This is a genomic window from Pseudomonas sp. DW-iso3 (assembly GCF_058725305.1).
On sequence record NZ_JBZXDZ010000010.1, the window covers coordinates 255277 to 267574 of the forward strand.

Annotated in this window: 13 protein-coding genes and 2 pseudogenes; 7 read left to right on the top strand and 8 right to left on the bottom strand. The window is 59.8% G+C overall.

Annotated elements, in window-relative coordinates; all coding sequences use genetic code 11:
• The first annotated feature begins 21 nt into the window (after nt 1-21).
• A complete protein-coding gene (gene fadD1 / locus AC4PS7_RS26905) occupies nt 22-1713 on the top strand; it encodes a long-chain-fatty-acid--CoA ligase FadD1 (RefSeq protein WP_010208213.1) in 1692 nt (563 codons plus the stop codon).
• Nucleotides 1714-1827: 114 nt separating this feature from the next.
• On the opposite strand, the gene AC4PS7_RS26910 is transcribed toward fadD1, so the two are convergent.
• Entirely contained in the window at nt 1828-2205 is a 378-nt protein-coding gene (locus AC4PS7_RS26910; protein ID WP_010208214.1) for a hypothetical protein, read from the bottom strand.
• Nucleotides 2206-2404: 199 nt separating this feature from the next.
• Here AC4PS7_RS26910 and AC4PS7_RS26915 point away from each other — a divergent pair, with 199 nt between their 5' ends.
• The 3 genes from AC4PS7_RS26915 to def all read left to right on the top strand — a co-directional run bounded on the left by AC4PS7_RS26915 (nt 2405) and on the right by def (nt 4266).
• The gene (locus AC4PS7_RS26915; RefSeq protein WP_010208215.1) at nt 2405-2596 is read left to right on the top strand and encodes a CsbD family protein; all 192 of its coding nucleotides are present in this window, start codon (nt 2405-2407) and stop codon (nt 2594-2596) included.
• A gap of 176 nt (nt 2597-2772) precedes the next feature.
• Nucleotides 2773-3723, top strand: coding sequence for a YihY/virulence factor BrkB family protein (locus tag AC4PS7_RS26920; RefSeq protein WP_010208216.1), 951 nt, complete (start codon nt 2773-2775; stop codon nt 3721-3723).
• Nucleotides 3724-3726: 3 nt separating this feature from the next.
• Complete coding sequence (def, locus tag AC4PS7_RS26925) at nt 3727-4266, top strand: peptide deformylase (RefSeq protein ID WP_492179832.1); 540 nt, start codon at nt 3727-3729, stop codon at nt 4264-4266.
• Between the two features lie 127 nt (nt 4267-4393).
• On the opposite strand, the gene AC4PS7_RS26930 is transcribed toward def, so the two are convergent.
• Complete coding sequence (locus AC4PS7_RS26930) at nt 4394-4834, bottom strand: GNAT family N-acetyltransferase (RefSeq protein ID WP_021491266.1); 441 nt, start codon at nt 4832-4834, stop codon at nt 4394-4396.
• Between the two features lie 239 nt (nt 4835-5073).
• The gene (gstA, locus tag AC4PS7_RS26935; protein WP_021491267.1) at nt 5074-5682 is read right to left on the bottom strand and encodes a glutathione transferase GstA; all 609 of its coding nucleotides are present in this window, start codon (nt 5680-5682) and stop codon (nt 5074-5076) included.
• Between the two features lie 96 nt (nt 5683-5778).
• Between gstA and AC4PS7_RS26940 the strand changes: the two genes are divergently transcribed.
• The 3 genes and pseudogenes from AC4PS7_RS26940 to AC4PS7_RS26950 all read left to right on the top strand — a co-directional run.
• Complete coding sequence (locus AC4PS7_RS26940) at nt 5779-6648, top strand: LysR family transcriptional regulator (RefSeq protein ID WP_010208222.1); 870 nt, start codon at nt 5779-5781, stop codon at nt 6646-6648.
• A gap of 271 nt (nt 6649-6919) precedes the next feature.
• A pseudogene (locus AC4PS7_RS26945) lies at nt 6920-7543 on the top strand (PAS domain-containing protein); the annotation flags it as partial.
• Nucleotides 7544-7708: 165 nt separating this feature from the next.
• Nucleotides 7709-8134: pseudogene (locus tag AC4PS7_RS26950) on the top strand (methyl-accepting chemotaxis protein); the annotation flags it as partial.
• Nucleotides 8135-8247: 113 nt separating this feature from the next.
• Here the strand turns inward: AC4PS7_RS26950 and AC4PS7_RS26955 are convergent.
• From AC4PS7_RS26955 to AC4PS7_RS26975, 5 genes are all read right to left on the bottom strand, one after another.
• Nucleotides 8248-8745, bottom strand: coding sequence for a hypothetical protein (locus tag AC4PS7_RS26955; protein WP_044287759.1), 498 nt, complete (start codon nt 8743-8745; stop codon nt 8248-8250).
• A 133-nt stretch (nt 8746-8878) separates the two neighbouring features.
• On the bottom strand, nt 8879-10291 hold the full coding sequence (locus AC4PS7_RS26960) for an MFS transporter (RefSeq protein WP_010208226.1): 1413 nt from the start codon (nt 10289-10291) through the stop codon (nt 8879-8881).
• Nucleotides 10292-10432: 141 nt separating this feature from the next.
• Nucleotides 10433-11170, bottom strand: coding sequence for an NAD-dependent epimerase/dehydratase family protein (locus AC4PS7_RS26965; protein WP_492179833.1), 738 nt, complete (start codon nt 11168-11170; stop codon nt 10433-10435).
• 14 nt (nt 11171-11184) lie between these two features.
• Nucleotides 11185-11817, bottom strand: coding sequence for a glutathione S-transferase family protein (locus AC4PS7_RS26970; RefSeq protein ID WP_010208229.1), 633 nt, complete (start codon nt 11815-11817; stop codon nt 11185-11187).
• A gap of 169 nt (nt 11818-11986) precedes the next feature.
• The gene (locus AC4PS7_RS26975) at nt 11987-12217 is read right to left on the bottom strand and encodes a DUF6124 family protein (RefSeq protein ID WP_044287756.1); all 231 of its coding nucleotides are present in this window, start codon (nt 12215-12217) and stop codon (nt 11987-11989) included.
• Nucleotides 12218-12298: the final 81 nt, after the last annotated feature.

Below are 12298 nucleotides of genomic sequence, written 5' to 3' on the forward strand. Positions count from 1 at the left end.
GTCGCTGAGGAGTGGGCTTCCATGAACGAAGACTTTTGGAAGGATAAGTACCCCGCCGGGATTGCTGCAGAAATCAATCCAGACGAGTATCCGAATATTCAGGCGGTACTGAAGCAGTCCTGCCAGCGCTTCGCCAACAAACCGGCTTTCAGCAACCTGGGCAAGACAATCACCTACGGTGAGTTGTACGAATTGTCCGGCGCCTTCGCCGCGTACCTGCAACAGCACACCGACTTGAAGCCCGGCGATCGAATCGCCGTGCAACTGCCCAACGTCCTCCAATACCCGGTCGCCGTGTTCGGCGCCATCCGCGCCGGCCTGATCGTGGTCAATACCAACCCGCTGTACACCGCGCGGGAAATGGAGCACCAATTCAACGACTCCGGCGCCAAGGCCCTGGTATGCCTGGCCAACATGGCGCACCTGGCGGAAAAGGTCGTGCCCAAGACCGCCGTCAAGCACGTGATCGTCACCGAAGTCGCCGACCTGTTGCCGCCGCTCAAGCGTCTGCTGATCAACAGCGTCATCAAGTACGTGAAGAAAATGGTCCCGGCCTATCACTTGCCCAACGCGATCAAGTTCAATGACGTGCTCGCCAAGGGGCACGGCCAACCGGTCAGCGACGCCAGCCCGACCAGCAGTGATGTGGCCGTGCTGCAATACACCGGCGGCACCACCGGCGTGGCCAAGGGTGCGATGCTCACCCACCGCAACCTGGTCGCCAACATGCTGCAATGCAAGGCGCTGATGGGTTCCAACCTCAATGAAGGCTGCGAGATCCTGATCACCCCGCTGCCGCTGTACCACATCTATGCGTTCACCTTTCATTGCATGGCGATGATGCTGATCGGCAACCACAACATCCTGATCAGCAACCCGCGCGACCTGCCGGCGATGGTCAAGGAACTGTCGAAGTGGAAGTTCAGCGGCTTTGTCGGCCTGAACACCCTGTTCGTGGCGCTGTGCAACAACGAGGCGTTCCGCAAGCTGGACTTCTCCGCGCTGAAAGTCACCCTGTCCGGTGGCATGGCCCTGCAACTGGCAGCGGCCGAGCGCTGGAAGGCCGTGACCGGGTGTGGCATCTGCGAAGGCTATGGCATGACCGAAACCAGCCCGGTGGCCACCGTGAACCCGATCCAGCACATCCAGATCGGCACCATCGGCATTCCGGTGCCGTCCACTGTGTGCAAAGTGATTGCCGACGACGGTACTGAACTCGCCCTGGGTGAAACCGGCGAGCTGTGCGTCAAAGGCCCGCAAGTGATGAAGGGCTACTGGCAGCGCCAGGACGCCACCGACGAGATGCTCGACAGCGAAGGCTGGCTCAAGACCGGTGACATCGCGATCATCCAGCCTGACGGCTACATGCGCATCGTCGACCGCAAGAAGGACATGATCCTGGTCTCGGGCTTCAACGTGTACCCCAACGAGTTGGAAGATGTGCTGGCAGGCCTGCCGGGTGTGCTGCAGTGCGCGGCTATCGGTGTGCCGGACGAGAAGTCCGGGGAGCACATCAAGCTGTTCATCGTGGTCAAGCCGGGTGCAACCCTGACCAAAGAGCAGGTGATGGAGCACATGCGCGCCAACGTCACCGCCTACAAGGTGCCCAAGGCCGTGGAGTTCCGCGATGCGTTGCCGACCACCAACGTGGGCAAGATCCTGCGGCGTGAGTTGCGCGACGAAGAGTTGAAGAAGCTCGGTCTTAAAAAGTAACGCTATACCAATGTGGGAGGGGGCTTGCCCCCGATAGCGGTTTATCAGTCAGCAATCTGTAGCTGACACACCGCCATCGGGGGGCAAGCCCCCTCCCACATTTTTATACGTTTTCTACAGGGCGAACTGGGCGAAGCCCACGCCAGCGCCAGCCGGGCGCACATCTTTCAAGAACGAATCCTTGTCTGCGCTCAGCTCCAGGGTGATCTCCGGCTTGCGCTTGCCCGCATTACGCACCACCAACCCTTCGATGTGCTCACGCAAAAACGCCGTCGGCACCTTCAGGTGCAGCAACTGGTCGGTCTCGGCATTGTGCATCAACAGGTGGATCCACTCGTACTGGCCCACGGCAATACGGCCCACCGGGAGGTCAAACCACCAGATGTTGCGTTTGCGGTCCAGGTCGGTGAAATGGCAGTTGTTGACGCCGAGTACGGCACCGCCCAATTCGGTGTTTCTGCGGGCGATGGCCTGTGCTTTATTGAGTTTCATAACCTTCCTACGGGATCTGTTATTCAGCGTTTCAGCCTGAATGTGCCGGGCATTCTCATGGGTTGGCGGCAAAACATAAAGCCAAACCTGCGGCCGGCGATGAAATGCGTGGGCAAAAATAATTGAAACTCTCCCAAACGGCCTTGGGTCAATCTTTAGGTAATGACCAAAACCCTTGATTGTTCTCAGGAGAAATACCATGGGCAGCACAGCGGATAAGGCAAAAGGTTTGGCGAATGAAGCCGTCGGCAACATCAAGCAAGGTGTGGGTAAAGCCACGGATAACACCAAGCTGCAGACCGAAGGCAAGGTTCAGGAAAAGAAAGGCGAAGCTCAGCAAGCTGTCGGTAAGGCCAAAGATGCGGTGAAGAAAACCATCGACAAAGCCTGACCCGGCTGACTGCGAATGCGCAGCCACGCGGCCATCCACGGATGGCCGTTTTTGTGTCACCTGATGCAGTTAAGATTTCGAAATTGTTTCAAGGTCGCCAAATAGTCTACCTTGATGTAGAAAACGGCCCCTGAGTCGCCCACGAACTCAACTTTTTTGCGGCGAAAGGAGACGCTATGATTTTCCCGGTTCTCGATGGTCTCAAGCTGCACAAAGTGCTGTTGCGCACCGTCAAGGAATTCGTCGACGACGAAATGCCCACTTACGCCTCGGCACTGGCCTACCAGATGCTGTTCTCGCTGTTTCCCTTCCTGCTGTTCCTGATTGCCCTGATCGGTTTCCTGCATTTGCCGGACTTCTTTACCTGGCTGCGCCTGCAGTCGGAACTGGTGTTGCCGCCCCAGGCGCTGGAGCAGGTCAACCCGGTGATCGACCAGTTGCAGCAATCCAAGGGTGGCCTGCTCTCGGTGGGTATCGTGATCGCACTGTGGACGGCCTCGGCCGGCGTGCGCCTGATGATGAGCGCGATGAACGCCGCCTATGACGTGGTTGAAGGCCGCCCGATCTGGAAGCGCTTCCCGCTGTCGATTTTCTACACCGTCGGCATCGCCGGCATGCTGTTGGCCGCCGCCGCGTTGATGGTGCTGGGCCCGCAGGTGATGGAGTGGCTGGCCGGACAGATTGGCATGCAGGAGTTCGTGGTCACGTTATGGACCATCCTGCGCTGGCCGTTGATCGTTATTTTGCTGATGTTCGCCGTGGCCCTCATGTACTACGTGATGCCTGACGTCGAACAGAAATTCCGCTTCATCACGCCCGGCTCGGTGCTGGCGGTGGTGGTGTGGATCGTCGCGTCACTGGGGTTTGGCTACTACGTCAAAACCTTTGCCGACTACAACGCCATGTATGGCAGTATCGGCGCCATCATCGTATTGCTCCTGTACTTCTACATTTCCGCCGCCGTGCTGTTGCTGGGCGCGGAGATGAATGCGGTGATCGAGCACATGTCCGCCGAGGGCAAGGATCCGGGTGAAAAAGAGTTTGACGAGCCCGGCCACACCGGTGAAAAACAGCACGTCTCAGGCCTCGGCCGGGACCACTCCAAGCCCACTGCCGATGAAGTCTGATCGATGATCCGTGAAATCCTGAAAATGGGCGACGAACGCCTGCTGTGTATTGCGCCCCCGGTTCCGCCGGAAATGTTCGACAGCCCCGAGCTGTGGCAATTGATCGATGACATGTTCCAGACCATGGAGCACGTGGGGGGCGTCGGCCTGGCCGCACCGCAGATCGGTGTCGACCTGCAATTGGTGATCTTCGGTTTCGAGTCCAGCGAACGCTACCCGGACGCACCGCCGGTGCCACAGACGATCCTGATCAACCCGCTGATCACGCCACTGAGCCCAGTGCTGGAAGAGGGGTATGAAGGTTGCCTGTCCGTGCCCGGTTTGCGGGGTGCGGTGGATCGTTACCAGCAGATTCGCTATGAGGGGTTCGATCCCAAGGGCGAGCCGATTGTGCGCATCGCCGAGGGTTTTCATGCGCGGGTGGTGCAGCACGAGTGCGATCACCTGATCGGGCGGTTGTATCCGTCGCGGATTACCGACTTCACGAAGTTCGGCTTTATCGAGGTGATGTTTCCGGACATGGACCCCACCGCCGACGAGTAGCGTTCAGGCCCAATGAGGCCGAACTGTGGGGCGGGCTTGCTCGCGAATGCGGGGTGTCAGTCGCCAATAATGTTGACTCCCCCAGCACATTTCGCGAGCAAGCCCGCTTCCACGGTTGGAATGCGTTTCAAGCAAGGTTATTTGCAGTCGATCTCACCAAACGATCCAAGCCCATCGCGATCATCGGCTTGTTGCGCTTGTAGCGTACCCAGCGTTCGCTGAGGGATTGCGGGAGCACAGTGTTCTGGGTGAAACCCATGCGTTGGTACAAGCCTTCCAGGTCCGGATGACATAGCAACCACACGGTGCCTTCCACCTCGGCCACGGCTGCATCAATCACACGCTTCGCCAAGCCCTGGCCACGATACGCGGGGTCGACAAACACCCCGGTCAACCACTGCCCACCGACCACCGGCGTCAGGCACAGCCCGGCGACAATCTCGCTTTCACGCGCCACCCATAGACGCCCGCCCTTGAGCGCCTTCATCGACGAATTGTGGCTGCGGTAAAACTTGTTCAGCAGCGGCCACAGGGGCTCTGCCAGCGGTTCGATATGCAAGTTGGGCATGGTGTTCAGGCGGCGTTATCAAGGGCCGAGGATTATAAGCGCCTTCTGCCGGGCAATAGGTGGTATACCCAGTGCTACATCCCCTTTCAGTGGAGCATGCATCATGGCCAAAGGTATGGATTCAAAGAAAGCCGCGAAAAAGAAACCGGCAAAGACCGCCGACGAAAAACGCGCCGACAAGAAAGCCAAGAAAACCGAGACAGGTCTGTTCGGTCACTGAGACCCGTTTTTGAACGAACTCAGCTTTTGGGGGACTCGGCGGCCAGCGCGGCAATCACGGCTGGTCGCTGACCCACCCGCTGCTCAAACGCCGCCAGCGCCGGCCATTCGCGCAGATCAATCGCGTGGAGGGCCGCCCAGCGTAGCACCACGAACAGGTACGCATCCGCCACTGAGTACTGCGCCCCCAGCAAATAATCCTGGCGCTCCAGCGTCTGCACCAGCACGGCAAATCGCTTGAACAGCGTGGCCTGGAACATGGCCCGCACCTCGCCCTGAATCACGCCGTTGAAGAACACTGCCAACCCACCGTGCACTTCGGTGGCGATAAAATTCAGCCATTCCTGCAAACGCACGCGCTCCCAGCTGCCATTGGCCGGCGCGAGATTCGCTGTGGGTTTCAGGTCGGCCAGGTACTGCAGGATCGCACTCGCTTCAGTCAGCACCTGGCCGTTGTCCAGTTTCAGCGCCGCAACATAGCCTTTGGGGTTGATCTGCAGGAAGTCTTCGCCCTCGGCGGTGGTCTTGGCCTGGTTATCCACCAGCACCAGGTCGAAGGGAATCGCCAATTCGCGCAGCACGATATGCGGGGCGAGGGAACAGGCATGGGGGAAGAAATACAGTTTCATCTGGGGCAGCTCCGTTGAATTTGCGCCAGTCTCGCGGGCATGGCACCGTGCGTAAAATTAAACGTTCAGACCCCCGCCATAAGGACAGCTACTGCCATGATGAACCTGATGCACTGGCGCCTGCTGGTAGCCGTGGCCGATCACGGCAGCATCACCGCCGCCGCCGAGCGCGTGGGCATGACCCAATCCGCCGCCAGCCAGGCCATGGCCGGCATGGAGGCGACGCTGGGCGCACAGCTGTTTACCCGTGAACCGCGCAAGACTTTGCCCACCGCCTTGGGGTTGAGTGTGATCGCGCAGGCGCGGGTGATGCTCGCGGCCTTGCAGACGATTCGCAGCACCGTGGACGAAGCCCGCCCGATGCTGCGCGGGACGATTCGCATCGCCAGTTTCCCCATGGTGCTGGCGACGTTTCTGACGCCGCTGTTGTTGCGTTTTGCTCAGCTCTATCCGGGTATTGAGGTCACTACTCTGGACGTCACCGACAACGAAGTGCTCACCCTGCTCGACGCGGACCTGATCGACCTGGGCGTTGTGCTTAACCCCAAGCCCGAGCGCAATGCCACGGTGCTGGGCCGGGACTTCTGGATGGCCGTGCTTGCGACAGACCATGCGCTGGCGCAACGCCCGGCCGATGCGACTGTGGCGCTTGAGGAATTACTTGAGCAGCCGTTCGTACTTGCCACCGGTGGCTGTACCGCGAATGCACGCAGCCTGGGTGCCGCAGCGGGATTGACGCTGCGCGATATCCGCGTGGAAGTGCGCGAATGGAACAGCGCCTTCAGCCTGGTACGCGAAGGTGTCGGCGTGACGCTGGTGCCGGAAATGGCCCTACCGGCCCAGCGCAAGGGCTTGCGTGTCATGCCACTGACGGTGCCGCTGCACCGTGAGTTTGCCTTGGTCGGCTCGCCGACCCGTCCCCCTTCGGCCGCTGCCAGCGCGTTGTTAGCAATGGTGGCTGATTAGTGGCCTTGCATAGCGCCAAGCTCTGTCTATGCTCACCCAGAACCGTTGATGACGCTTGGCATATAAAGCGATTCGGATGGTTATTTCCCCATGAAGGTGTGCCAGCACTGTCTAACAAATGAATGGAATGCGCCTCCAGGCGCCGGGAACCCAGGGTGATCTGACCATGTTCAACCGCCATCACAAATCCGACCTGCAACAAATCGAACGTTTCTCCTGCGCCCTCACCGAATCCAACGCCAAACTGGCGGCCATCAGCCGTTCCATGGCCATGATCGAGTTCGACGCCAGTGGTGTGATCCTCGACGCCAACGACAACTTCTGCAACACCATGGGCTACAGCGCCGAGGAGATCCGCGGTGAACATCACCGCCTCTTTTGCGACGAGGCCTACACCCACACCGACGCCTACGCCAAGCTGTGGCGCGACCTGGCGCGGGGCGAGGCCCTTAGTGGCACCTTCATGCGCCTGAACAAGCACGGCCAGGAAGTGTGGCTGGAAGCCAGCTACATGCCGGTGCTGGACAAGGACAACCAGGTGCAGAGCGTGATCAAGGTCGCGTCGGATATCACTGCGCGGGTCCATCACGAACATGAAAACCAGAGCTTGATCGACGCCATCGGCCGTTCCATGGCGGTGATCGAGTTCACCCCGCAGGGCCAGATCCTTAACGCCAACGAAAACTTCCTGAAGACGGTGCAGTATTCCCTGGATGAAATCGTCGGCCAGCACCACAGCATGTTTTGCCACCGCAACGAAGTGGAATCGCCGGCCTACAAGGCGTTCTGGGCGTCGCTCAACCGCGGCGAATACCACTCGCATCGCTTCGAGCGTAAAAACAAATACGGCAAGACCCTGTTTCTGGAGGCCTCCTACAACCCGATCTTTGACACCAATGGGCGCCTGTACAAGGTGGTGAAGTTCGCCAGCGACATCACCGACCAGGTCACCACCCTGCGTAACGCCGCCGACTCGGCCCATGCCACTTCGGTGCAAAACGACGCCTGCGCACGCAAGGGGTCGGAGGTGGTGCAGCAAACCGTGCAGATCATCGAAGAAATTTCCCATGATCTGAACCAAGCGGCGGTGAGTATCGACGCCGTGAGCAAGCAATCGGACATCATCGGTGCCATCGTGCAGACCATTCGCAGCATTGCCGAACAGACCAATATGCTGGCGCTCAACGCCGCGATCGAAGCGGCACGGGCCGGTGAGCATGGGCGTGGCTTTGCAGTGGTGGCAGACGAAGTGCGCAGCCTGGCGGCGCGGACCAGCCAGGCGACGGTGGAAATCGTCGATGTGGTGCGCAAGAACCATGATCTGTCGCTGAGTGCAGTGTCGAGCATGCAATCGAGCTTGAGTCGCACAGGCGTGGGAGTGGAATTGGCGAATGAAGCAGGTCAGGTGATCCTGGAGATTCAGGAAGGGTCACGGCATGTGGTGGATGCGATCGGGCAGTTCAATTCGACGTTGCAGCTGCAATAACCCAATCCCTGCAGGCGCCGGCTTGCCGGCGATAGCATCACCTCGGTCTCTCTGATTCACCGGGGCGCCTGCATCGCCGGCAAGCCGGCGCCTACCGTTGATCGTGGTGCTTGTTAGATCGCAGCCAGGGTTTCTTTCACTGTCTGGGCCTGTGGGTCAGCGGTTTTTGCCGCGACCTGCTGCTCTTGCTGCTGCTTCAAGCGCTCTGCCACTTGCTTGGAAAAGGCATCCTGTTTTTCCTTCGACATGTTCTGCAAGTCTGCCTCGGTCAAACCCTGCTCCTTGAGCAGTTGGTCACGGATGCGCTCGGCCGGGGATTTGCTCATGTAGTCGGTGAATTCCGAGCGCGCACCGGAGGTGGTGCTGGTCGCCGGTACATCGCTGGTCGACGCGCTCGTCTGCAACTGCACGCGGGTCTTGGCAAAGGCTTCGTCGATACGGTCGGTCGCCTTGTCCAATTCCTTCTGTGCGGCCGGCACGGTCACGCTTTGCTGCGCCGCTTGCAGGGCACCGCTGTACAGCGCGCTGGCAGCGGCGTTGGCGGGGTCCATGTCGGGCCGCTTGATCTGTTGAACGGTCGACACGGCTTGGGTGTTGTTGTTAACCAGCATGATCGGTCACCTGTGGAAATGTTCTGTGCCACAGCTGGAGCAAATAGCGTGCCGGGTGCCAGGTGCTCGGTTTTATTGGGGATAGCGTGGCCGTTGCGGCAAACAATGTCCCGCAGGCGGCCAGCCATTGCCGTTAATGGGCGATGTTTTCCAGCGCCAGGTTACGCGTACGCGGCCCGAACCAACTGATGGTGATCATCACGATCAACATGCTGCTGGCGATAAACGCCAGCACCCCCGGTGTGCCCAGGTGTTCGAGGATAAAGCCGATCAACAGGCTGCTGAACACGGTGGATAAGCGGCTGAACGAATAGCAGAACCCCACCGCCCGTGCGCGGATGTTGGTGGGGAACAGTTCGCTCTGGTACGAGTGATAACTGAAGCTCAGCCAGGCGTTGCAGAAGGTGATCATCACCCCACAGATCACCAAACCCACCGCCGTGGTTTGCAAGGCAAACAGGCTGCCGAAGATCACTGCGCCCAGGGCCGAGCCGACGATCTGCCATTTGTTTTCAAAACGGTTGGCCACCTTCACGAACAGCAACGGCCCCAGGGGGTAGGCGAGGGTGATGATGAAGGCGTAGAGCAAACTGTGGGTCACGCTGACGCCTTGGCCCGACAGCAACGCCGGCAACCAATTGCCAAAGCCGAAGAAGCCGATGGCCTGGAACACATGGAACACGATCAGCATCAACGCGCGGCGGCGGTACGGCGGTTGCCAGATATCGGCAAAGCGGCCGCTGCCCTGCACGCTGACGGTTTCTGGCTCGGGCTCATCCAAGGGTTTGCCATGATCCTTCTGACAGCGCGCTTCGAGGCTGTCCATGATCACACCGGCCTCTTCGAAACGCCCCTTTTGCGCAAGCCAACGCGGTGATTCTGGCAAGCGCTTGCGCAATTGCCAGATAAACAGTGCAAACACTGCGCTCGACAACACCACCCAACGCCAGCCCGATACGCCGAACGGTGCTTGTGGCACCAGCCACCATGACATCAACGCCACCGCCGGTACCGACAGGAACTGGATGAAGAACGCAAAGGCAAACGCCGAGCTGCGCATGCGCTTGGGCACCAGTTCCGAGAGGTAGGCATCGATGGTCACCAGCTCGATGCCCAGGCCAATGCCCACCAGGAAGCGCATGCAGATGATGCCCAGGGCGGACGTCTGGATGCCCATCAACACCGTGGCGACGGTGTACCAGACCAGCGCAAAGGTGAAGATCGCCCGCCGGCCGTAACGGTCGGCGATGGGGCTGAGCAGGCTGGCGCCAAGGAACAGGCCGAGGAAGGTTGCCGAGGCAAAGGCGGCCTGGTCCGAAAAGCCGAATACGCCCTCGCTGCCGGTATGAAAAATCCCGTCGCTGATCAGGCCAGGGCTGATATAAGCGGTCTGGAACAGGTCATACAGCTCGAAAAAGCCGCCGATGGACAGCAACGCTACCAAGCGCCAGACCGTGGCGACGGCGGGGAGGCGGTCGATGCGGGCGCTGATGTGGGCGGCGCGGATGGGGTCGATGCCGTCGGTGGTGGAGGTGAGTGTGGACATGGGCGAGATTCCAGGTGCAGTGACCTGGAATCTTAGCTGGCTAACGGAAAACGCTGCGTGTGAAGTTGTGCCCGGTTGGTTGCTCATTCGCTGGTTTATTGCGCAAAGACTCTCTTTTCAAAGGTTTTATGGCGGACGGGTTCAGTAGCTGATGGGGATCTCGAAAGTCGCAAAGGCATCGTCTACCGGTTGATAGCCCAGTACTCGGGTGGTTTCGCTCAAATCCAGCCGCTTGAAACGGTTATTGGAAATCCCATGGGCGATCAGGTGTTTTACCCCCTCGGTTTCCACCGCGCGTTGCAGCAACTGCACCGCATCCCGTGGGCTGAGCCAGGCGCTGAGGTCACGGGCGTTGTTCAGGTCATGGGTTTCGGGGAATTCAAAGGCACCGATGCGCAGGGCAATGGTCGACAGCGGGGTTTTGGCGGCGTAATAGCCGCAGAGTGCCTCGCCGTAGCATTTGCTCACGCCGTACAGGTTGGCGGGCATCACCGGCATGCCGGGCGTGATCTGGCGATCCACCGGATAGCCTTCGATGGTTTGCGCGCTGCTGGCGAATACCAGGCGCTTGACCCCGGCGGCCACGGCGGCTTCGAACAGGTAAGTGGTGGCGAGGATGTTATTGGGCAACAGTTCTTCGAACGAGGCGCTGGCGTGGGGGATGCCCGATAGGTGCACGATCACGTCGATGCCGTCGAGCAGGGTCGCCAGGCTGGATTTATCGCTGAGGTCGGCGTGTACGAAGCGGTGTCCACCCAGGTCGAAGTCCGGCGCGATGCGGTCGGTGAGGGTGAAGCGGTAGCGGTCTTGCGAGGCGTCGAAAAACGTCTTGCCGATTCTGCCGCAGGCGCCGGTGAGCAATATGTTGAGTCCTTTCACGCGTAATCCTTGTTTTAGTTATGGCCGTCGAGCGCGAAGGTCTTGAAGCCAGGGCGCTGGCTGAGGCGCAAGTAATACGCCTCCACCGCGGGGTAGGGCGGATGCGCCAGAGGGGCGTTGCGCCAGCGGTGTACGGAGAGGCCGACGAGGATGTCTGCCAGGGTGAACTCATCGCCGGTTACGTAGGCGCCGGTCTTGCTCAGCTGTTGCTCCAGCAAGCCCATCTTGTCGTTCCAGGCTTGCACGCCGGCCTGGATGCGCTGCGGGTCCTGATAATCCGGGTTCTGGCGCACCAGCGCGTGGAACGCGTAGCCCCAGGACGGGTTGAGTTCGGTAGCTTGCCAGTCCATCCATTGCTCCACCCGGGCCCGTGGCGCGGGTTCGGCGGGGAGCAGGTCGTGGCGTTGGTAAAGGCTGACGAGGTACCGGCAAATGGTGTTGGACTCCCATAGCACGCCATGGTCGTCGATCAGCACCGGCACTTGGGCGTTGGGGTTCAGGGCCAGGAACTCGGCGGACTGGGTGGGCTTGAAGCCGATGCCCCAGTCTTCGCGCTGGTAGTCGATGCCGAGTTCCTGGCAGGTCCAGAGCACTTTACGCACGTTGATGGAGGACGTACGGCCCAAGATTTTCAGTGAGTGTCCCATGGTGCTTCCCTGGCAGTGGAGAGCAGCCAATCTAGCAGGGCGCAAGCGGGCATGGTTAAAAAATGTGGGAGGGGGCTTGCTCCCGATTGCAGTGGGTCAGCTACCTGTAAGTTGACTGACCCACCGCTATCGGGGGCAAGCCCCCTCCCACATTTTTTCGAGTAAGGCCTTAACAGCATGGTGTGTGCTGGTCCATGGCCTTGCCTACCAGCAATACACTTAGCTCGCTCAGTTGGTGGATAGCCAGGGCTACATCGCGGTGCTTGCCGGTGAGGTCATCGGACAGGTCGAGCAGCAAGGTGCTGACGGAGCACACGGTTTCGTAGCTGTTGATCAGCAGGGTTTCGGTGGGGGTATCAGGGATGACGGTGAAGAGCGTATGCGTGGGGATGCTGTGCATTATTGACGTACCTGATCTGGGCTGATACCTGATCGCTACTAAACGAGGGTGGCAGCTGTACGCAGGTTAGTAGACCGGTAT

Excerpts from the sequence above, each read along its gene's own strand:
- fadD1 (WP_010208213.1), top strand. The coding sequence starts at position 22 with ATGAACGAAGACTTTTGGAAGGATAAGTACCCCGCCGGGATTGCTGCA.
- AC4PS7_RS26920 (WP_010208216.1), top strand. The coding sequence starts at position 2,773 with ATGATTTTCCCGGTTCTCGATGGTCTCAAGCTGCACAAAGTGCTGTTG.
- AC4PS7_RS26940 (WP_010208222.1), top strand. The coding sequence starts at position 5,779 with ATGATGAACCTGATGCACTGGCGCCTGCTGGTAGCCGTGGCCGATCAC.
- AC4PS7_RS26970 (WP_010208229.1), bottom strand. The coding sequence starts at position 11,817 with ATGGGACACTCACTGAAAATCTTGGGCCGTACGTCCTCCATCAACGTG.
- AC4PS7_RS26910 (WP_010208214.1), bottom strand. The coding sequence starts at position 2,205 with ATGAAACTCAATAAAGCACAGGCCATCGCCCGCAGAAACACCGAATTG.
- AC4PS7_RS26955 (WP_044287759.1), bottom strand. The coding sequence starts at position 8,745 with ATGCTGGTTAACAACAACACCCAAGCCGTGTCGACCGTTCAACAGATC.
- AC4PS7_RS26930 (WP_021491266.1), bottom strand. The coding sequence starts at position 4,834 with ATGCCCAACTTGCATATCGAACCGCTGGCAGAGCCCCTGTGGCCGCTG.
- AC4PS7_RS26915 (WP_010208215.1), top strand. The coding sequence starts at position 2,405 with ATGGGCAGCACAGCGGATAAGGCAAAAGGTTTGGCGAATGAAGCCGTC.
- AC4PS7_RS26960 (WP_010208226.1), bottom strand. The coding sequence starts at position 10,291 with ATGTCCACACTCACCTCCACCACCGACGGCATCGACCCCATCCGCGCC.
- def (WP_492179832.1), top strand. The coding sequence starts at position 3,727 with ATGATCCGTGAAATCCTGAAAATGGGCGACGAACGCCTGCTGTGTATT.
- AC4PS7_RS26975 (WP_044287756.1), bottom strand. The coding sequence starts at position 12,217 with ATGCACAGCATCCCCACGCATACGCTCTTCACCGTCATCCCTGATACC.
- gstA (WP_021491267.1), bottom strand. The coding sequence starts at position 5,682 with ATGAAACTGTATTTCTTCCCCCATGCCTGTTCCCTCGCCCCGCATATC.